17 protein-coding genes are annotated in these 19,583 nt (G+C 64.1%); 9 read left to right on the top strand and 8 right to left on the bottom strand.

Annotated elements, in window-relative coordinates; genetic code table 11:
* Positions 1 to 162: 162 nt before the first annotated feature.
* The 3 genes from HU763_RS09900 to HU763_RS09890 form a co-directional block, all read right to left on the bottom strand.
* The gene (locus tag HU763_RS09900; RefSeq protein ID WP_189665677.1) at positions 163 to 4,608 is read right to left on the bottom strand and encodes an NEL-type E3 ubiquitin ligase domain-containing protein; all 4,446 of its coding nucleotides are present in this window, start codon (positions 4,606 to 4,608) and stop codon (positions 163 to 165) included.
* Between the two features lie 129 nt (positions 4,609 to 4,737).
* Entirely contained in the window at positions 4,738 to 7,098 is a 2,361-nt protein-coding gene (locus HU763_RS09895; protein WP_186684528.1) for a DNA polymerase II, read from the bottom strand.
* A 275-nt stretch (positions 7,099 to 7,373) separates the two neighbouring features.
* A complete protein-coding gene (locus HU763_RS09890; RefSeq protein WP_186684526.1) occupies positions 7,374 to 8,564 on the bottom strand; it encodes an MFS transporter in 1,191 nt (396 codons plus the stop codon).
* A gap of 117 nt (positions 8,565 to 8,681) precedes the next feature.
* On the opposite strand from HU763_RS09890, the gene HU763_RS09885 reads away from it, so the two are divergent.
* Positions 8,682 to 9,578: a LysR family transcriptional regulator gene (locus HU763_RS09885; RefSeq protein ID WP_186685051.1), complete on the top strand. Its 897-nt coding sequence runs from the start codon at positions 8,682 to 8,684 to the stop codon at positions 9,576 to 9,578.
* On the opposite strand, the gene HU763_RS09880 is transcribed toward HU763_RS09885, so the two are convergent.
* The gene (locus tag HU763_RS09880) at positions 9,559 to 10,479 is read right to left on the bottom strand and encodes a LysR substrate-binding domain-containing protein (RefSeq protein WP_170029281.1); all 921 of its coding nucleotides are present in this window, start codon (positions 10,477 to 10,479) and stop codon (positions 9,559 to 9,561) included. The two genes, HU763_RS09885 and HU763_RS09880, sit on opposite strands and share 20 nt — an antisense overlap.
* A 159-nt stretch (positions 10,480 to 10,638) precedes the next feature.
* Here HU763_RS09880 and HU763_RS09875 point away from each other — a divergent pair, with 159 nt between their 5' ends.
* From HU763_RS09875 to HU763_RS09840, 8 genes are all read left to right on the top strand, one after another.
* Positions 10,639 to 11,427: a YqcI/YcgG family protein gene (locus HU763_RS09875; RefSeq protein ID WP_186684524.1), complete on the top strand. Its 789-nt coding sequence runs from the start codon at positions 10,639 to 10,641 to the stop codon at positions 11,425 to 11,427.
* A 2-nt stretch (positions 11,428 to 11,429) separates the two neighbouring features.
* A complete protein-coding gene (locus HU763_RS09870; protein WP_170029279.1) occupies positions 11,430 to 12,056 on the top strand; it encodes a LysE family translocator in 627 nt (208 codons plus the stop codon).
* Between the two features lie 38 nt (positions 12,057 to 12,094).
* The gene (locus HU763_RS09865) at positions 12,095 to 13,180 is read left to right on the top strand and encodes a hypothetical protein (RefSeq protein ID WP_186684522.1); all 1,086 of its coding nucleotides are present in this window, start codon (positions 12,095 to 12,097) and stop codon (positions 13,178 to 13,180) included.
* A 138-nt stretch (positions 13,181 to 13,318) separates the two neighbouring features.
* Positions 13,319 to 14,014: an SEL1-like repeat protein gene (locus HU763_RS09860; RefSeq protein ID WP_186684520.1), complete on the top strand. Its 696-nt coding sequence runs from the start codon at positions 13,319 to 13,321 to the stop codon at positions 14,012 to 14,014.
* A gap of 236 nt (positions 14,015 to 14,250) precedes the next feature.
* Positions 14,251 to 14,943 (top strand): AzlC family ABC transporter permease, encoded by a 693-nt coding sequence (locus HU763_RS09855; RefSeq protein WP_170029276.1) that lies wholly within the window; start codon positions 14,251 to 14,253, stop codon positions 14,941 to 14,943.
* Positions 14,940 to 15,254, top strand: a complete 315-nt coding sequence (locus tag HU763_RS09850) for an AzlD domain-containing protein (RefSeq protein WP_170029275.1) — start codon at positions 14,940 to 14,942, stop codon at positions 15,252 to 15,254. The genes HU763_RS09855 and HU763_RS09850 overlap by 4 nt, the downstream gene beginning before the upstream one ends.
* On the top strand, positions 15,251 to 16,084 hold the full coding sequence (locus HU763_RS09845; protein ID WP_186684519.1) for a helix-turn-helix transcriptional regulator: 834 nt from the start codon (positions 15,251 to 15,253) through the stop codon (positions 16,082 to 16,084). The genes HU763_RS09850 and HU763_RS09845 overlap by 4 nt, the downstream gene beginning before the upstream one ends.
* A 72-nt stretch (positions 16,085 to 16,156) precedes the next feature.
* Positions 16,157 to 16,384, top strand: coding sequence for a hypothetical protein (locus tag HU763_RS09840; protein WP_003260451.1), 228 nt, complete (start codon positions 16,157 to 16,159; stop codon positions 16,382 to 16,384).
* Between the two features lie 39 nt (positions 16,385 to 16,423).
* On the opposite strand, the gene HU763_RS09835 is transcribed toward HU763_RS09840, so the two are convergent.
* The 4 genes from HU763_RS09835 to HU763_RS09820 all read right to left on the bottom strand — a co-directional run bounded on the left by HU763_RS09835 (position 16,424) and on the right by HU763_RS09820 (position 19,515).
* Positions 16,424 to 16,906 (bottom strand): copper chaperone PCu(A)C, encoded by a 483-nt coding sequence (locus HU763_RS09835; protein WP_186684518.1) that lies wholly within the window; start codon positions 16,904 to 16,906, stop codon positions 16,424 to 16,426.
* A complete protein-coding gene (locus HU763_RS09830; protein WP_186684517.1) occupies positions 16,907 to 17,515 on the bottom strand; it encodes an SCO family protein in 609 nt (202 codons plus the stop codon).
* Between the two features lie 322 nt (positions 17,516 to 17,837).
* Complete coding sequence (gene nfuA / locus HU763_RS09825) at positions 17,838 to 18,422, bottom strand: Fe-S biogenesis protein NfuA (protein WP_003250416.1); 585 nt, start codon at positions 18,420 to 18,422, stop codon at positions 17,838 to 17,840.
* A 58-nt stretch (positions 18,423 to 18,480) separates the two neighbouring features.
* Positions 18,481 to 19,515 (bottom strand): acyltransferase family protein, encoded by a 1,035-nt coding sequence (locus HU763_RS09820; RefSeq protein ID WP_170029272.1) that lies wholly within the window; start codon positions 19,513 to 19,515, stop codon positions 18,481 to 18,483.
* Positions 19,516 to 19,583 lie beyond the last annotated feature (68 nt).

The raw sequence follows: 19,583 nt of genomic DNA, 5'->3' as shown, positions 1-19,583 counted from the left end.
ACTACAGATCAGGGAGAAAGATCCGACAAGCGAGCGTAAACCAACCTGGCGCTGCGGGGCTTCAACGAAAAGTAACTGGCCATTACCAGACGTAGCCTGTCACCCGTTCCGTTCGCGCCCCCTCGCGCTCAGCCATGACCTGAGGATAGCCCAATGTGCCCCTTACACCCAGCGATGCAGAGCGTCGGTAGTCAGTTGCAACCGGGTATCTGCAGTCCACTGCTCGACCTTCGCTTTGGCCACTTCGTCGGCAAGGCTGGCCAACTCGGTTTGCATGCTCTCCGGCACCAACAGCTTTTTCTCGTAACGGGTCTGCAGGTACTTTTCCCAGAACGGCTGTTCGACCATCCACACTGCCACCAATTCGGCTGTTTCATTCTGCATTACCTCACTCAGCGCGCGTGTGACCGCGGCACTGTCCAGGTTCGGAATCCCCTCATGGAGCATGCTCTGCGTGTTCACCGGTAGGTCCAGGTCGTCTCGCAAGCGGATCGAATAAGCCAGCGCCCATTCGATCGACTCGTTCCCGGCACCTGCCGCCTCGGCCTCGCGCAACGCGATGAAGTTGACCTGCTGCTGTCTCCACAACCGCCGCGCCAGTTTCACCAGCGTGCTCTCCTGGTCACGCGACGGGGCCCCCTGCTCTGCATCCCAGACGAGACATCGGATTTCCAGCTGCTGGAAAACCACCGTTGCATTGTCCGCGCAGTTCTCGATCACGGCATTGGCGAATATGTCTTTGGCCAGTGCCGGCGCATCCTCGATCTTTTGCATCATCGCCAAAACCCGCGAAGCCAGCATCTCCCCGTACCGGGGGTGGAGGAAGTCCCGCGAGCGCAGGAGCTGCGCCAGCAAACGCATGAAGTTCGCCGCCCCATCCATCAGCTCGGTACTGATCCACAGGCAACCAAGGTCCTCGCGCTGTTCACCGTCCAGGCGGTCCAGCCAGCGCAGTTTATGAGGAACAGTGCTGGTTTCCGGAATTTCCCATGCCTCCTGCAGCTCTGCAGCCTGGCGCTCCAGGACCGGGTTGCCCGAGAGCACCACGTAGCCGTTCTGCCACAAACGGGACTGGGTGAAATCGCGGGGCAGCGATGCAATGGCGTTGTTGGAAGCGTCGAGCATGTACAAACTCTGGCAGTCCATGGTGCCTTCGGGAAGCGCGGCCAGCCCGGTATTGCGCAAACGCAGTTCGGACAAATGCTCCATCCGCGCCACCGAAAACGCGCATTGCAAGCGATTGTTCGACAGGTTCAGGTAGCGTAACTGCCGACAACTTGCCAGCATCTCCGCCTCAAGCGCGTCCAGCGAGATCTGATTGCCGCTCACGTCGAGTATGCGCAGGTTGCCAAGCAACCACAGGCTGCTTGGCAGATGTCGCAGCTGGTTGTAGCCGAGTTCCAGAGATGTCAGGTTCGGAAACGAGAGCAGAAACTGCGCCGGCACCGCTTTCAACAGCAGGCTGCGCAGGGAAAGTTCGGTGACATGTGGGAAGGTGAACAGCGGCCCCAGCTCTGGCAACGAGTGCAGGTCATGCCCGCTGTACTGCCAGGTTACCGACCGCCGTTGCCCCTCGGGGGTAACCTGAGCAGGCACCCGTTCCCGCCAGCATTGCATGATCGCTTTGCGAAACCGCCTGCGTTCAGCCTTTTCACCGGCCATCAACCCGTGGCGCTCCCAGCTTCGAAGATGGTCACTCAGCCGGCGTGCCTGCTCTTCGAGGATGCCAAGCTCACTGGCGGTATCGCGTCCAGAGGCGTGCAAGCTGGCCAGCCAGTCTTCGATTTCTTCATCCGAGTAATCCGGGTAAAGGTCGCGCAGACGCGCCGCGAACGCCCGGGGTCGCGACGCAGGCCGGGCAAAGCGTCCCTGACCGCCGCCCAACGGGTAGCCGACCCTGCCGTCGTCCAGCCGCAGCGGCGTCAGCAGCCACGGCTGTCGAGGGTCTTTGCCCAACGCTTGGGCGAGCACTTTGCTGTGCGTCTGCACTTGCCGAGCCAGCAGTTCTCTCAGGCCTTGGGCATAGGGTTGATGGATGCCAAGGGCCGCAAGATCTGCAGGGGCGAACGCATCAACCAGTATTTCGAACAGCTCGCCGGGGCCACGCAACTCGACGCCCAGCGCGTCCTCAAGCCAGAATCGCCCGTTTTCATGCACAAGCCTGTAGTTCGCGCCATTGCCACTGGTCGTCATGACCGGCCGCGGACTATCGCCGTCGTAGAGCCGCCAGCGCGGCCTGATCTCCCTGGTGTCGAAGTTATCGAGCAGCGTCAACGCTACCTTGGCCTGGTCCAGCGACTGAGGCGGATGGATGAACAGCGCTTCGCAGGCTCGCGCAACGCGAATGCGCAATACGCTCAACCTGGCCCGGGCGACCAGCCGGAACGGCACCGTGCCGCTGGCCAGGGCCTGAAACTCGGCGCCGTCCTGTGACAACCCGTTCACAAGCTGGCGGGCAGCCAGGCGATGCAGGCTAGGGAATGTCCGGCGCAACGTCGCCGATGCAGCGTCGTCTGGTTGCTGCTGCTCTTCGTACAGCTGTTGGAACAGTTGGCGACGCCTTGTCGACAGCTGCGCTGCCAATGCTGGCCCCTCGTGCTCGGTAACGCCAGGTAATGCGCGGGCCTTCAGCAGCAACGGTGCGTCAGCCGCTACGCGCCCAAGCCTCAAACCGTCCAGCAAGGCCTGCAGCCGGCGGTCGATCAGCAGGCGTTCAACGGTATCGACCAGCTCAGCTTCAGGCGGCCGACCATAAACATGCAACGCCCGAAGGTAATCTGCATCCAGTGCGTGGATGGCCATGGCCTGGTCAATCTGTTCATCATCCAGGCGAGCGAAACGCTCACCAAGGCGGCGGAACATCCTGTGCTTGTCCGTCCAGTTGGCAGGTTGCTCGGTCCATAACCGCCAGGCACCGGCGTCATTGTGACGCAACAAAGGTCCATGGCCATCTCGTGGCGCCAGCTGCCATTCTTCGTCCGCTCGCTGGACGATCTGGTAGTAATGGCCGTCCATGACCATCCAGCTGCTGTCCTGAACGCGGTACACCCCCCTGGCATCGGCCACTTCGCCGGCAGGAGGTGCCACGCTGCGAAACGGCCTCAGGTCGGCATTCCAGAGCTTCTCGGTTCCGTCCTCCAGGCGCGCCGGCACACATTGGTCCAACGCGACCCAGGCCCGGCTCGTTTCGCGCCAAACCACCGCGGCGGCACCGATCACAGCCAGGTCCTTGGTCACACTGAGGACATGCTCCAGCGCTGCGCTGGTATCGCCCTCACGCCAGTCTTCCACCGCTTGGAACAACTCGCTCAGAAGGTCCCACACCATCACCGCCAGGAGCAGCGCATTAAGTGCAGGGATGAATACCCCGGCCACGCTGAGCAGCGTCCAACCCTCGACCGCCAACCTCTGTCGATGGGCCTCCTGGGCCGTGCGGTCCAGATCTGCCACCGGAGTGGCGATCAGCGCTGCATCATCCTTGATATGGGCAATCCGCGCAGCGGCAAGGTGTTCGAACAACGGCAGCGGGTAATCGTGCAGGTGCTGGTCCATTTCCCGCGTTGCCCAATCAGCGACCCCCACCAGCTCCTTGGCGACCCTGAAAAAGAACTGCTGGCTGTCGCGTCGTCGTACGAAACGTTTGAAGAACGCCTGGTAGTGCGTATCCCGCAGTCGCTTGCCCAGTACCTTGCGGGTGAAGGTTTCCAGATCACGGCTTACGCTCCAGGGGCCAAACGGGTCATCGGGAATGTAGACAATGATCTTGCGGCTGGCGTTGAACAGCCATCCTTCGTGCAGCACCTCGAGTACCACGATCTGTTGCAAATCGCTGTCGAAGGCCCGCAGCTGCCGCGCTACAACCTTCGATCCGTAAAACGTGCCGGGCCGTCCATGCTTGCACAGGTCCAGCACCAGCGCCGTTTCGGCAGCGGTCAACGCTCCATCGTATTTGGCCTTGCAAGCGTCTATCAGCATGGCCGAGCTGTACAGTTGCGCAAGGGTCGACGCCATGCTGCGCCAGCCGCTGGCCTGGCTGGCCGGCGCTTTCAGTACGCTATCCAGGTGCTGCTGATAGCGTTTGCCCAGGTCAAGCCGGCGGCACAGGCGGGCGAAGGCAGGCGCGGTTGCGGTTGGTGTAGCGAGCGGTTGCGACAGGCTGTCGACGATGCCGTTGTCCTTGTGCTGTTCGTCCCGCCCTTCGCCAGGCGTGAAATTGTCCAGTACCGCCTCGATCAGCGGGACCTCGAAACAGTCCTTTCCCGGGATCGGGTAGCGGCCCCACACGGTTCCCTGGCTTGGCGCGGTGTAGGTATACCAGCGCCTGAAATACAGGCCGTCTACATCCTGCGTGATGCCGAATTCTTCACGCATGGCATGTTGAAGCAACGGCTTGACGAAACGGTCGATGCCGTCAATCCGCGCAAGTTCCTTTGCCAGCCATTGTCGGCAGGCCAGGCTGGCTTTGAACGCGTCACGCAAAGCGACATGTTGCGACTCATACAGGCCGTTTGCCGGGATGTTCTGTTCGGTCGGCGCTACGATACGAAGCCGGCGGATCCATTCGGGCAGCCGCTTGGCAATGAGGCTGTCCTGATAGGCCTGTTCCATGGCCAGCGTATCGGCGGGTGGCGGCTGTCCTTCAAGGGGTGTGGTCACGTCGTTGTGCCTCTGGTTGAGCCAAAGGCCCGACAATAGACACAGGCATGCCAAGCGCGAGGCTAGATAAGTACCACCCCTTCAGAACAGCGCCAACTGTTGGCCGATCACCCCCTCGAAACTGTCGCCGACAAAAGGCAGGATGGCATCGGCCACTGGTTGCAGCTGCCGCCTCAGGTAATGTTCGTAGTCCACCAGCGCTTGCAGGTTTTCCAACGGTTCCGGGCCCGCCACGGTGATCACGTAGCTGATCCAGCCGCCGCGCTGGTACTGCATCGGGCGGCCAATGCGGCGGTTGTAGTCATCGGCCAGCCGGGCCGCACGCACGTGCGGCGGCACGTTGCGTTGGTAGTCGGCCAGCGGCCGGCGCAGGCGCTTGCGGTACACCAGCAGCGCGTCCAGCTCACCGGCCAGTGTCTGTCGCACATAGTCACGCACGTAGTCGCGGTACGGCTGGCCACGGAAGATCCGCGCGTACAGCGCCTGCTGGAACTGCCGGGCCAACGGCGACCAGTCGGTGCGCACCGACTCCAGGCCCTTGTAGACCATTTCCTCGCTGCCATCGGCGCGCCGCACCAGCCCGGCATAGCGCTTCTTGCTGCCTTCATCGGCACCACGGATGGTGGGCATCAGGAAACGCCGGTAATGCACCTCGTACTGCAGCTCCAGCGCGCTTTCCAGGTTCATCTGCTGACGCAGGTGTTCGCGCCACCAGCGGTTGACCTCGGTCACCAGCTCGCGGCCGATGCGGGCCGCAGCCTCATCCTCATGTGGCCCCTTGAGCCAGACGAAGGTGGAGTCGGTATCGCCGTAGATGACTTCGTAGCCCCGGGCTTCGATCAAGGCCCGGGTCTGGCGCATGATCTGGTGGCCACGCAGGGTGATCGACGAGGCCAGGCGCGGGTCGAAGAACCGGCAGCCGCTGGAGCCCAGCACGCCGTAGAAGGCATTCATGATGATTTTCAACGCCTGTGACAGCGGCGCGTTGCCCTCGCGCTTGGCGGCCTCGCGGCCCTGCCAGACCCGCTCGACGATGGCCGGCAGGCAATGCTGGCTACGCGAGAAACGCGCGCCCCGGAAGCCTTCCACCGAGTGCGCCTGGTCGGGCAGGCGCAAGCCTTCGACCAGCCCGACCGGGTCGATCAGAAAGGTACGAATGATCGACGGGTACAGGCTCTTGTAGTCCAGCACCAGCACCGAGTCGTACAGCCCCGGGCGCGAATCCATGACGAAACCACCGGGGCTGGCTTCCTCGGGGCGGCTGCCAAGGTTGGGCGCGACGAAGCCCAGGCGGTGCATCTGCGGGATGTACAGGTGACCGAACGCCGCCACCGAACCACCACTGCGGTCCACGGCAAGGCCGGTAACCGACGAGCGTTCGAGGAGAAATTCGAGCAGGCGGGTGTGGGCGAAAATGCGTGTGACCAGCTCGCAGTCCTTGAGGTTGTAGCGCGCCAGGGCCGGTTTGTCCTCGGCGAAGCGGCGGTTGATTTCATCCATGCGCTGGTACGGTGTGTCGATCGCCTTGCCTTCGCCGAGCAAGGTCTGGGCGACGCTTTCGAGGCTGAACGACGGGAAGCTCCAGGTTGCCGAACGCAGGGCCTCGATACCGTCGATCAGCAGCCGCCCCGGGGCCTCGGCGAACACGTGGCCGCCACTGGCATGGCTGCGCAGGGTCATCGGCGCGCCCTTGCGCCCCAATGCCAGCGGCACCTGCAGCAGCTTGGCGTGCTCATGCAACAGGCGCAGGTCGAACTGGACCAGGTTCCAGCCGATGATTGCGTCGGGGTCATGCTCGGCGAACCACCGGTTGAGGCAGGTGAGCAACGCAGCGCGGTCGGCGCAATAGTGCAAGTCGAAGTCGAGGCCGGCGGCGGTACCGTTGGCCGGGCCAAGCATGTACACCTGGCGCTGGCCACAGCCTTCCAGGGCGATACTGTACAGCTCACCGCGCTCGCTGGTCTCGATGTCCAGCGACACCAGGCGCAGCGGCGGGCGATAGCCTGGCAGCGGCTTGATCTGGGCATCGCAGAGCACGCCATGGGCATCCGCCTGGCCGGTGAACTGCACCGGGGCGGTGATGAAGCGCTCCATCAGGTAACGCTCGGGCGGGCGGATATCGCCTTCGAACACGTCGATACCGGCCGCGCGCAGGCGTTGCTCCAGCTGCATCAACTGCCGGTGCTGACGGCAGTACAGGCCCAGCACCGGGCGCTGGTCGAAGTCCTTGAGCTGCAGCGGCCGCAGTTCCACGCCGGGTTCGTTGGCCAGCAATGCCCGGGCATGCGCTTCCTGCGCCTGGGGAATGAAGGCCACCGACACCTGCGGCGCCAGGCGCAACTGCCGCGGCCCCTGGTCGGTCGCCAGCCAGAACTCCACACAGGTGCCTTCGGGCGTGTCATGCCAATGCCGGGTCAGGACAAAGCCCTGCTGCAACTCCACCGCGTCGACCTCTGAATCGTTTGTTGTGCTGATCGTGGCGATTCTACCTCTGACGCACCGTTGCCGCGCATTTTTGTAGAGCGGGATCGTGCCGCTTCCTCAGGATATTTGTGAACAGCAAAGCAAAGGGATTTTCTGAGGGCAACGGCCTCGTGTTGCCTGGACGGGCGGCATCGTCAGCACGCCAGCGCCCACAAGTACAGCTCTGGCGTTGAAGCCGTCGCGGTAGCTGTGGGCGCTGGCTTGCCGGCGCTAGGGCTGACCGTTGAAACCCTCTACCGAGCCCCCGCCACGAAGCCATTGCGCCGCCCAGCCCAGGCCAGCAGCCAGGCAACCCCGACCAGCCCCAGCACTACCGCGCCAAACCACTCCACCCCTGCCCCGCTCAGCAACAGCCCGCCAACGATCCCGCCCAGGGCAATGGCGCTGTTCCACACCGTCACCAGCATCGACTGCGCCACATCCCCACCCTCACCTGCCGCATCCGCACAGGCGGTCTGCAGCAGGGTCGGCGCGCCACCATAGGTCACGCCCCACAAGGCGATGCCCAGGTACACCTGCCACGCCGACGCTTGCCCCAACACCAGCGTGGCCAGGGCAAAGCCAGCCAGGCTCAACAACACCAGCGGGCGCAGATGCAGGTCTACCAGTAGCCCCACCAGGCCGATCCCGGCCAGGGCCGACAGGCCAAACACCAACAGCGCCGGGCCGATGTCGGCGGCCATGCCGGCTGCCGCCAGCAACGGCACGATGTAGGTATAGAGAATGTTGTGGCCCAGAATCCAGCAGAGGATCACCAGCAGCACCACCAATACCCCTGGCGTGCGCAGCACCTGCAGGGCCGCCGGACGCTTGCCGGCAGGATGCCCCGGGTAATCCGGCACCGACCGCAGCACCCAGGCCAGCAGCAGTAGCGCTACCACGGTGACCACCACGAAGGTGGCCCGCCATCCCAGCCCCGCGCCCAGCCAGGTGGCGATCGGCAGCCCGAGCGACAAGGCAATCGGCTGGCCGAGCATGGCCACCGCCATGGCGCGGCCCTGCAGCGCCACCGGCACCATGCGCCGGGCGTGGCCGGCAATCAAGCCCCAGGCCAGCCCGGCCGCAGCACCGGTGCAAAAGCGTAACACCAGGGTCAGGGTGTTGGACCACGACAAGGCGGTCAGCCCGTTGAACAGCACGAAACCGGCGATCGCCAGCAACAGGGCGCGACGGCGGTTCCAGCCTTGGGTCAGGGTCACCAGCGGGATCGCGGTCAGCAGCGAGCCCAGGGCATAGGCCGTGACCCATTGCCCGGCCATGGCCTGGCTGATGTGCATGCCATTGGCGATCTGGTCGAGCAGGCCGGCCGGCAAGGTTTCGCTGAGGATGGCGATGAAGCCGGTCATGGCCAGCGCCAACAGCCCGCTGAGGGGTAGACGTTCGCTGCCGGCGGCCAGCAGCGGTACGGAAGATGTCTGGGACATTGCAGATGCCTTGTGTGGGAAACCAGGCGGACAGTCTGCAAGCCAAGACCATTGCGGAAAAAGACGGCTACAATGCCGTTCACCCAGGACACCAATGTCCGCAATCAGGGATACCGCATGGACAGCCTCAGCGGCTTCGTGGTTTTCAACCGGGTAGCCGAGACCCGCAGCTTCGTCGCCGCCGGCCAGTCGCTGGGCATCAGTGCCTCGGCCGTGGGCAAACGCGTGGCGCGCCTGGAAAGCCGCCTGGGCGTGCGCCTGTTCCACCGCAGTACGCGCAGCATCACCCTCACCGCCGAAGGCTCGCTGTTCCTCGAGCGCAGCCGGCGCATCCTGGCCGAAATCGAGGCCACCGAGCAGGAACTGTCCCAGGCCAGCGAGACCCCGCGCGGTCGCCTGCGGGTGAGCATGCCGCAAGTCACCGGGCTGGTGATGCCGGCGCTGGCCGAGTTCATGGCGCGGTACCCGCAGGTGGAGCTGGACCTGGACTTCTCCGACCGCATGGTGGACATCGTCGGCGAAGGCTTCGATGTGGTGATGCGTGGCGGGCAACCGGGCGATTCACGGCTCAACGCCAAGTTCCTGGGGCACTTCCAGCACTGCCTGGTGGCTTCGCCCGAATACCTGCGCGAGCGCGGTACGCCCCTGCACCCGCGCGACCTCGCGGCGCATACCTGCCTGCACTACCGCTTCCCCAGCAATGGCAAGCTGGAAACCTGGCCGCTGCGCCAGGAGCAGCCCGAGCAGGGCTACGACATCCCGATCTCGATGGTCTGCAACCATGTCGAGACACGCGTCTGCTTTGCCGTGAACCATCGCGGCATCACCTGCCTGCCGGACTTCACCGTACGCCGCGAACTGGCCAGTGGCGCGCTGGTCAGCGTGCTGGACGACTTCATGGAGCGGCGCGGCAGTTTCTACCTGCTATGGCCATCCGGGCGGCAGATGCCGCCGAAATTGCGGGTCTTCATCGACTTCATGGTCGGACGCGTGTTCAACCGTACAGGTAGTTGATGTCCTTGCTCGCCAGCGGCGGCACCTGGCCAAGCAGGAACTCGCGCAGCTTGTGCATTTGCCGCGCCTTGGGGCTGGCCTTGAGCCAGGTCATGTAGTAGCCGTCGCCGGTGGCCACCGCGTGCTTGAATGGCGTGACCAGGCGCCCCGCGCCGAGGTCGGCGCTGGCCAGCACCAGGTCGACCACCGAGATACCCAGGCCTTGCTGGGCAGCAGAGATGCCCTGGTCGAGGGTATCGAACACCTGCCCGCGGTCGATGCTGATGTCCAGCGCATCCATGCGTGCCAGCCAGCGCCGCCAATCGCGGCGGTCGGGTGACGGGTGCAGCAGCTCGCACTGGGCCAGGTCGGCCAGGTCCGGCTGCGCCTGGGCCATGTAATCGGGATGGCACACCGGGATCAGCCACTCGTCGAACAGCTTGAAACTCTCGATATCGGCGGGGAAACGCCCGTTGGCCAGGAGAATTGCGCAGTCGTAGGGCTCGGAATAGAAGTCCACGCTGTCAATGTCCATCCACACGCTGGACAGCTGCACGCTGCAGGTGTCCTCGACCTTCTTGAACGCATCCAGCGCGCGCAGCAACCAGCGCACGGTGAGCGTGGACGGCGCCTTCAGGCGCAGGCCATAGCGATCCTGGCGCAGCAGGGCGCAGGCATTTTCGATGATCTTGAAACCGACCTTGAGCTCCTGCGCCAGCAGGCGGCCATGCTCGGTCAGGGCCAGTTTCGGCCCGCGCCGCTCGAACAGGTCGCAACCGAACATGGCTTCGAGCGTCTTGATGTGGTGGCTGACGGCCCCTTGGGTCAGGGCCAGTTCTTCCGCCGCGCGGGTAAATGAGCCATAGCGAGAGGCCACCTCGAAGGCACGCAGCGCGTGCAAGGCCTGAATCCGTTCCGACATGGCGACGCCCCGAGCATGAATGAGACTAATAGTAGGTCATAGTTCCACGCGTTTTACAACGCCCGGATCGTCTCGGAAAATGCAGCTAAATAATAAAGATAACCAAGATCCTGCCTGCATATGACTGGAAATATCATCTAATAAACGCCTGGGGAAATCATGTTTACGGGTTATGGAACTTGCTATCGCCTGGACGCGCTGGAGCTGGCCGCTGAACATGTCCGCTGTACGCAACACTGGACCTACAAAACCATAGAACATTTTCGCACTGTCCTTGCCAACCCCGAGTTCCCTTGCCTGTTCGGCCGCAAGGCGGTGAACGGCGCTACCTGCCACATCCTCTTCGCCCGCGCCGAGCAACTGGCCGATGACATCGCCCAGGGCCTGGCCGACTACGTACGCACGGTCGCCCCGATCCCAACCAAGCAGCGTATCGGCAGCCCGCTGGTGGTATTCCTCGAAACCGCTGCCGACTACACCCTGGCCGAGCAACAGGCGCTGGCCTGGAAAGTGTTGCGAGGTGTGCACGCGCGCGACCCGCACCCTTGGCCGCAAGGCATGCCGACCGATCCCGAAGACAACGCCTGGTCGTTCTGCTATGCCGGCATGCCGCTGTTCATCAACATGAATTTTCCCGGCCACCAGCAGATGAAAAGCCGCAACCTGGGGCCGCACATCACCTTCGTCATCAACCCCAGGGCCAACTTCGACGAAGTGGCCAATGCCAATACCGAAAGTGGCCAGCGGATCCGCGAACGCATTCGCGAACGCGTACGCCACTACAACGACGGGGTCATGCCCGACACCCTTGGTTTCTTCGGCGACGCCGACAATTACGAGTGGAAGCAGTACCAACTGCAGGAGGCCGGGTCGCTCAACCCCTCCCGCTGCCCCTTCCATGCCCATGCCGCACACTCGGCCACACCCGACCTACTGATCGAGACCTGACCGTGAATACCGCACTCACCGCTACCTACGCCCTCACTGTCCTGCTGCTGATCGCCACCCCCGGCCCGGTGGTGGCACTGATCGTCAACACCGCGGCCGCCTCGGGCTCGCGCAAGGCCATGTTCACCGCCGTCGGCACCAACTGGGCATCACTGGTGCTGATCGGCGCGGCCGCCTGGATCATCCTCACCAGCGCCGCCATCGACAAGACCTGGCTGAGCGCCATGAGCCTGCTGGGCTGCCTGTTCATCGGCTACATCGCCGTGGGCACCCTGAGGGAAGCCCTGGGGGCCGCTGCAGCGGAGGCCCCGGCCGAGGTGGCCAAGCCCGGCCGCGGCGGGCTGCTGCAAGGCTTCATGGTGGGCATTTCCAACCCCAAGGACATTATCTTCTTCATCGCCTTCTTCCCGCAGTTCATCCAGATCACCGAGTCATTCGGCAAGAGCATGGTGGTGCTGTCGCTGCTGTGGGTGGCCATCGACTTTGCCGTACTCAGCCTGTACATCTTCGCCATCGGCAAGATCGCCTCGCAGCGCAGCAACCGCCTGATCAGCCTGGCCTCGGGCGTCGCCCTGCTGCTGATCGCTGCCGGCGGCCTGCTGTACAACCTCAGGGAACTGGCAGCCTGACCGGGCTGCAGGCGCCCGTTGCAACAGAAGGAGAACCCATGACAGCGACAGACCCGAACCGGGCGCCTCCAGCGTTGCAACAGGACTACCAGCGCTTCCTGCTGCTGGGCAGCCGACGTGCCCCGCACATTGCGCATATCCATGAAAGCGGCTACCGCTCTGGCACCATCAACACCGATGCCGTGGGCCTGCGCTACAGCCATTGCGCCGGCAAGCGCTTTTCCGCAGCCGAGCGCGGTGGCGCGACGCGCATCAACCTGCTGGTCGGTGGCTCCACCGCCCTGGGCATCGGCGCGAGTTCCGATGAACACACGGTCGCTTCGCAGCTGTCGATGCTTACCGGCGAAGTCTGGCTGAGCCTGGCCGGTTGCGGGCTCAACGCCAGCCAGGAGCTGCTGCTGTTTCTCACCCACCAGCATCGCCTTGGCCAGCTGGGGCATGTGGTGGTGCTCAGCGGCGTCAACAGCCTGGCCCACGAAGCCCTCTGCGAAGTCCTCGGCAACCCGCACGATCCGCAGCACGCCAAGGCCTACCAGGACTTTCTCAACAGCTTCAGCGAAGGCGTGCAGCCTGCCGCTGCGCCCCGCCGGCCATCACTCTGGCGGCGCATCAGCCAGGCCTTGGTTGCGCCGCCTGCGGCCGAAGCGCCAGCCAGCTGGCCGCTGTCGCCCCCGGAAAAACGCATGGCCCGCGCCGCCGACCACATTGGCCGGACCCTGCTGCAATGGGACCGTCTGCTGGCGGACAGCCACTCCACGCTCACCTTCATCCTGCAGCCGTTGCTGCCCTGGTGCCGGGATAGCCTTCCCGCTGGCGAGCAGACCATGCTGGGTGCGCTGGAGCGGCAACCGGCAAATTTCGACCGGCTGCTGGACGGCGCCTTCGACAGCCAGTTGCACTCGGCCTTCTTCCGCCGTATCAAGCAACAGGCCGACCCGGTCCCCTGCTACGACATGAACTGCATGCTCAGCAGCTCACCGGTGTTCGGCGCCGACCTGTTCATCGACCGCCTGCATTTGAACGACCTGGGCAACAATGCACTGGCCAAGGTGATCACCGCCAAGCTTGGCCTGGCCCAGGAAAAACACGCGCAACGCAAGGGCGCGCCCGTCAAGCTCGTCTGACAGTTGCCAGGTGCTCTTCCGGCCAGGCCCCTTGGGTGGCTAGAATAGGCCGTCGTTCCGATCTGCGCGAGGCGCACGCTTGACCGCCATGAACATCGAAGCCGTCCATCAGTACCTGGCATCCCGTGGAGCCTGCCTGTGAGCCGCATGCTTCGCTTGCCCCCCCTGTTGATCGCCCTGATACCGCTGGCCACGCAGGCCCATGAGGTACGCATCGACCCGCACGCCGACCTGCTCTACCGCCAGGCACTGCCACTGCTGGAGCAGGCCGACAGCCGCGATGACAGTGCCAGCACGCTGCGTACGGCCATGGACGCTGACCCGGAACTCAGCCGCCAGGGCCAGGCCATGGCCCACACGTTGCCCACCGCGGTTGCCTTGCTGAAAAAGTCGGTGGAGCTGGGCCACCCGGTCGCACAGTACCGGCTGGCGCTGTACTACATGACCTACCTGCCCGCTGCGCAAATCCCGGATGCCGCCTGCCCGCTGCTTGAAGCCAGCCTCAAGCAGGGCTTTGCCGCTCCAGCACCGGCCATTGCCACCTGGTGCCCGCCCTACAACGCCAGCAGCGAATACCGTGCCGCGCTGGAAGCCATCCCCAACATGGCCACGGTGTATGCCGCCTACTATCCGCAGCCAGCCACGCGCCTGGCCTGCAACCGCAGCAAGCCACAGGGGCTGGAAATGCAGTGGGGACGCCAGCGCGACTACCAGGCCGAGGTGTACCGCCTGCTTGGCGACCTCGACCCGCAACAGCGCCAGAGCCTGCTGCAGAAGGCCGTCGAGATAAACGGCTGCGTGACGGCGCAACAGCACCTGACCAGTCATCCCTGAGCGCGCCCTTGCAGGAGCGGCCTTGTGTCGCGATGGGGCGCGCAGCGGCCCAGGATTTCGGCGTTGCCGCTGAGATTGCCAGGGCCGCTACGCGCCCCATCGCGACACAAGGCCGCTCCTACAAGGAACCGCATCGACCGGCAAACAGGAAGCCGCATCGACCAGCAAGATCGTTCAAGCCATTGCCCCGCACCTTCTGGCATGCTGGCCTACCTTGTACATGCACTGCAGCCATCATGCCCCACATTGCACGCCAAGCTTACCTCCACGGTGCCATCGCCAGCCTGCCGCTGTCGTTGGCCGTTGCCCCTTGGGGCCTGCTGGCCGGCTCCATGGCCATCGAGGCCAACCTCAGCGCCTGGCAGGGGCAAGGGCTGTCGGCCATTGTCTTCGCCGGGGCTGCGCAACTGGTCGCCATCGGCATGCTCAAGGGCGGCGCCAACCTGGCGTCGATCCTGCTGACCACGCTGCTGCTGACCTCGCAACACCTGCTGTATGGCCTGTCGATGCGCCCGCAGCTGTCGCGCCAACCGTTGCGCTGGCGGCTGGGCCTGGGCTTCCTGTTGACCGACGAGTTCTTTGCCCTGACCAGCCAGTACGACCAGCAGCAATTCAACCGCTGGTATGCCCTGGGCGTCGGCCTGACGTTCTATATCGCCTGGAACCTGTTTACCCTGGCCGGCATCCTGTTGGGCCAGAACATTCCCCATCTGGACCAGTTCGGCCTGGACTTTTCCATCGTCGCTACCTTCGTCGCCCTGATCGCGCCATTGGTGCGCAACCTGGCAACGGTGGTATGCGTGGCCGTGTCACTGTTCTGCTCGGTACTGTTCAGCCACTGGCACTGGGAAACCGCCCTGGTAGCCGCAGGCCTGTTGGGCATGAGTGCCGGTTTCATCTGCCAGAAATTCGCCGGAGCCCGAGCATGATCTGGATCCTTATTTTCGCCATGGGCGCCATCGTGTTCCTCAACCGCTATGCGTTCCTGGAGCCACGCCTGCCGTTGCGCCTGAGCTCCAACGCCCGGCAATTCCTCGGCTTTGCCGTTCCGGGCATGCTTACCGCAATCTGTGCCCCAATCATCTTCATGCCCGGGCAGCAACTCAACCTGAGCCTGCTCAACCCCTACCTGCTGGGCTCGCTGGTGGCCATCGCCCTGGTGTTGTTGACCCGCAGCGTGTTGCTGAGCATGCTGGCAAGCATGTTGATCTTCTACCTCCTGCGCAGCTGGCTGGCATGAGCACGCCCCTGCGCGAACAGACACACCTGTGGCAGGCGCCGGCACTGGGCGACGTGGAAATGCTGCACGCACGCTATTTCCAGCAACGCTTCGCCCCGCATGTGCATGAAGGCTATGTGTTCACCGTGATCGAGTCGGGCGCCCAGCGTTTCTGGCACCGCGGCAGCGAGCACCTGGCACCGGTCGGCAGCATGGTGCTGATCAACCCGGACGAGCTGCACACCGGTGCCACCGCCCACGAAGCGGGCTGGCGCTACCGCGGCTTCTACCCAGAGCACGAGCGGGTAACCGGGGTGCTCGACGAACTGGAACTGGGCCGCCACGGCATGCCCCGCTTCAAGGACAGCGTGATCCACGACCCGGCCCTGGCCAGTGCCTTCAGCCAACTGCACCAGCTGTCCGAAGCAGGCGCCAGTGCCCTGCAGCAACAGACAGCCTGGCGCCAGGCGGTACTGGCCCTGGTGCAGCGCCACGGGCAATGCGCCGAACCTGCGGCCCCCGGCCAGGAACCGCTGGCAGTGGCCCGCGCCCGCGAACTGCTGGAAAGCCAGCTGGCCGGCCCGCCCTCGCTGGAAGCGCTGGCGGCGGCAGTCAACCTGTCACCGTTCCATTTCGCCCGGGTGTTCCGCCAGGCCACCGGCCTGCCGCCCCATGCCTGGCTGAAGCAGCGCCGCCTGGCCCGGGCACGGGAATTGCTCAAGCGTGGCTGGGCAGCCTCGGAGGTGGCATTCGACCTGGGCTATGCCGACCAAAGCCATCTGAGCCGGCAGTTCAAGCAGGCCTATGGGGTGACTCCTGGGGCCTACCGCAGCGCCTGCCTGCAGGCCTGAACTGCGACAGCCGGCCACAGGTGTTCCCGCCAGCCACTGCTACACTGACAGGGCTGAACGGAGGATCCTGCCATGTCCGAAAGAGAGCTCACCACCCTGCTGTCGCTGATGAACCAGCGCCAAGCCTGCCTGAGCAGCGCCTGCAAGGAGATTGCCGACTGGATCGACCGGCAGGGCGATGTGCCCGCCGCCGGCAAGATCCGCGCGAGCCTCAAGGCCCTGGAGGCTGACGAGGCCCAGGTACGCAAGACCCTGACCTCGCTGACGCTCGACAGGCCGCTGCCCAAGTTTCGCAGCTAGAAAAGATCAGGGCCGCTGTGCGGCCCTGTTTCACATCTGTCAGTGGTTCATGTGCATGTGCTCATGCCCCGCACCCGCCTCGGCGCTGAGCGCGCGCACTTCAGCCTGCACGTCCACGGTTTCCCTGGCTCCCTTGGCATCCTCGATGGTCAAGGTCAGCGGCACCTTGTCACCTTCCTTCACTTGATTGTGCAGCCCCATCAGCATCACGTGCAGGCCATTCGGATCCAGCGTCACGGCTTTGCCGGCAGGCAACTCGACGGTTTTCACCTCTCGCATGCCCATCACGTCGCCATTCATGGTCATCTCGTGCACCTGGACGGTCTTGGCCACCTTGGACGCCACACCCACCAGCTTGCTGTCGCTGCTGGCGGTCAGGGTCATGAAGGCACCGGTGGACTGCTGGTGCGGCACACTGGCACGCACCCAGGCATCGCTCACGGTGGTCTGGGCCAGGGCTGGCAGGGCCAGGCCCATCAGGACCAGGGCGGCCAGGCCGCGCTTGAACGGTTGCATCGACATTCAGCAGATCTCCATCAGGGTAACCAGGTCTTCGGCGCATTCCTGGGCGGTCAGGGAATGGCCCAGGCTCAGGCGCGGCGTGCCGCGGGTATCGTAGACATAGCTGGTGGACGAGTGCGAGACGGTATAGGTATCCCCGGCCGGGACCTTCTCGTAGAACACCTTGAATTCCTTCGCTACCGCGGCGATTTCCTCGGGGGTGCCGGTAAGCGCGGTGAACGACGGGTCGAACGCCTTGACGTAGGCATCGAGTACTTCCGGCGTGTCGCGCTCCGGGTCCAGGGTAATCAGCACCACCTGGAACAGATCGCGATCGCGGCCCCTGAGCAGCTTGCGGATCTGTGCCGCGCGCGCCAGCGTGGTCGGGCAGACCGCCGGGCACTGGGTAAAGCCGAAGAAGATCATCGGCATGCTGCCGTAGAAACTCGACAGGGTGCGCACGTTGCCCTGGGTGTCCTTGAGGCTGAACTTGCGCCCAAGGATTTCGTTGCTCATGTTCTTGCCGTACTTGAACTCGAGCCCCCGGGCCGGGCTGCAGCCTGCCAGCAGGCCAAGCCCGAGAACGCCCATCCCGGCGACAACGGCGCGCCGGGTATATAGATCATTCATGAAACCGTCCTTTACAGGGAAGGTGCCGACCCTCGGGACGGGCCGGACGAAAAGCCGGGGCATTCTGGCATGACACCCCGAGGGGTTCTACCCGGGCAAGACGATGGTCGGCTGCAGCCCTTTGAATACGGGCTGCGGCCTGTTGTCGCAGGGCTTGAAACCGTAACACTTTGTTGCTAGGAGCGCGATTTTGTAGGAGCGGCCTTGTGTCGCGATGGGGTGCGTAGCGGCCCCTGCAATCTCAGCGGCGATGCCAAGATCCTGGGGCCGCTTCGCGCCCCATCGCGACACAAGGCCGCTCCTACAAGCAGACCAGCCAGCCTTAGTAGTAGGCGTTTTCTTTCTGGCTGTGGTCAGTCACGTCGCGTACGCCCTTCAGCTCGGGAATGCGCTCGAGCAGCGTGCGCTCGATGCCTTCCTTCAGGGTTACGTCGGCCTGGCCACAACCTTGGCAACCGCCCCCGAACTGCAGCACGGCGATGCCGTCGTCGACCACATCCACCAGGCTCACCTGGCCGCCATGGCTGGCCAGCCCAGGGTTGATCTCGGTCTGCAGGTAGTAGTTGATGCGCTCGTTGATCGGGCTGTCTTCGTTGACCATCGGCACCTTGGCGTTCGGCGCCTTGATGGTCAGCTGGCCACCCATGCGGTCAGTGGCGTAGTCGACCAGCGCGTCTTCCAGGAACGGCACGCTGACGGCATCCAGGTAAGCGGTGAAACTCTTCAGGCCCACGGCGGTGTCGTCAGGCTTTTCTTCGCCCGGCTTGCAGTAGGCGATGCAGGTTTCGGCGTACTGGGTGCCTGGCTGGGTAATGAAAATGCGAATGCCGATGCCAGGCGTATTCTGCTTGGAAAGCAGATCGGCCAGGTAGTCATGGGCGGCGTCGGTAATGGTTATAGCGCTCATGTAGGTTCCTCACAGACTTGCGGCCAAGTGTACGCCAACCCGGCCTTCGAACAAAGTCCTAGTATTTGACTCGGGAAAGCGCATATTCAGGGGCTGGCTCCCGTGGCGCCGCCAACCAGGCCTGCAGGCGCCGGTACAGGCCGCGCTCCAGCCAGCGGTAGCTGAACCACGACATTAGTCCAATGGACGGCACGCACAGGGCGAATACCAGGTACGGGTTCAGTTGCAGGCGCTGGCTGGCGAACCAGCCGGCGTACAGCACCAGCACATGGACCAGGTACACCGAATACGAACAGTCGCCCAGGGCCTTGAGCAGCCGGTTGCCACGGAACTGCGGCTCCAGGGCGACGAAGGCCAGCACGATCATTGCGCTCGGCACGCCCCAGTTGAGCAGCCGCCGCGAAGCGTCCAGGTAATAGATGGCCAGGCTCGCCAACGCCAACAACACCAACGGCAACCAGCGGGCATGGCGGATCAGCCCGCTGCGGTGCAGCACGCCCAGGCCGATGCCGAGCAGGAATTCGTAGATGATGGGGTTGTTGTAGAAACGGCTGAGCACGCCCAGCCGGCCCAGCACTTCACTGGCCAGCAGCAGCGCGGCGGTAGCCAGCAGTTGGTGATGACGCTGGCGCACCAGGAAGGCCAGGCCGAACAGCAAGTAGAAGAACATCTCGAAGTTCAGCGTCCAGCCCACGTTCAGGGTCGGGTACAAGCCGTAGCCGCCAGGGTTTTCCGCCGGGATGAACAACAGCGACAGCCACAGGTGCTGCCAGGTGAACGCCTGGTGCGGCATCCATTGACTGAAAGCGAGCAGCAGCGTGGCCATCAGCGCTGTATAGAACCAGTAGGCCGGAACGATGCGCAGCACGCGGTTGAGCAGGAACTGGCGAGGTTCGATGGTTTTGTCACGGGTCGACAGGTAGATGACCAGGCCGCTGATGACGAAGAAGATATCGACGCCTACAGCGCCACGGTCGGTCAGCAGTTGGCCGATGGGGCCAGTGGCATGGAAGTCGAAGAAGATCTGCATGAAATGGTGGCAGACCACCACCCAGGCGGCGAACGCCCGCAGTGCCTGAAGCGAATACAGCATGAAATACCCTGCGCTTGCCGGTGCATTGAGGCCTTTGGGCTGCATGGCAGCCCGGCCACCCAGCGCTT

Origin of the sequence: Pseudomonas anuradhapurensis, from assembly GCF_014269225.2 — a bacterium.
GTDB lineage: Bacteria > Pseudomonadota > Gammaproteobacteria > Pseudomonadales > Pseudomonadaceae > Aquipseudomonas > Aquipseudomonas anuradhapurensis.
This window is presented reverse-complemented; position numbering and strand designations above follow the sequence as displayed.

Bases quoted from the DNA above. Each gene is read 5' to 3' on its own strand.
- HU763_RS09835 (WP_186684518.1), bottom strand. From the start codon at position 16,906: ATGTCGATGCAACCGTTCAAGCGCGGCCTGGCCGCCCTGGTCCTGATG.
- HU763_RS09865 (WP_186684522.1), top strand. From the start codon at position 12,095: ATGACAGCGACAGACCCGAACCGGGCGCCTCCAGCGTTGCAACAGGAC.
- HU763_RS09875 (WP_186684524.1), top strand. From the start codon at position 10,639: ATGTTTACGGGTTATGGAACTTGCTATCGCCTGGACGCGCTGGAGCTG.
- HU763_RS09850 (WP_170029275.1), top strand. From the start codon at position 14,940: ATGATCTGGATCCTTATTTTCGCCATGGGCGCCATCGTGTTCCTCAAC.
- HU763_RS09880 (WP_170029281.1), bottom strand. From the start codon at position 10,479: ATGTCGGAACGGATTCAGGCCTTGCACGCGCTGCGTGCCTTCGAGGTG.
- HU763_RS09820 (WP_170029272.1), bottom strand. From the start codon at position 19,515: ATGCTGTATTCGCTTCAGGCACTGCGGGCGTTCGCCGCCTGGGTGGTG.
- HU763_RS09900 (WP_189665677.1), bottom strand. From the start codon at position 4,608: ATGGAACAGGCCTATCAGGACAGCCTCATTGCCAAGCGGCTGCCCGAA.
- HU763_RS09890 (WP_186684526.1), bottom strand. From the start codon at position 8,564: ATGTCCCAGACATCTTCCGTACCGCTGCTGGCCGCCGGCAGCGAACGT.
- HU763_RS09855 (WP_170029276.1), top strand. From the start codon at position 14,251: ATGCCCCACATTGCACGCCAAGCTTACCTCCACGGTGCCATCGCCAGC.
- HU763_RS09845 (WP_186684519.1), top strand. From the start codon at position 15,251: ATGAGCACGCCCCTGCGCGAACAGACACACCTGTGGCAGGCGCCGGCA.
- HU763_RS09840 (WP_003260451.1), top strand. From the start codon at position 16,157: ATGTCCGAAAGAGAGCTCACCACCCTGCTGTCGCTGATGAACCAGCGC.
- HU763_RS09885 (WP_186685051.1), top strand. From the start codon at position 8,682: ATGGACAGCCTCAGCGGCTTCGTGGTTTTCAACCGGGTAGCCGAGACC.
- nfuA (WP_003250416.1), bottom strand. From the start codon at position 18,422: ATGAGCGCTATAACCATTACCGACGCCGCCCATGACTACCTGGCCGAT.
- HU763_RS09830 (WP_186684517.1), bottom strand. From the start codon at position 17,515: ATGAATGATCTATATACCCGGCGCGCCGTTGTCGCCGGGATGGGCGTT.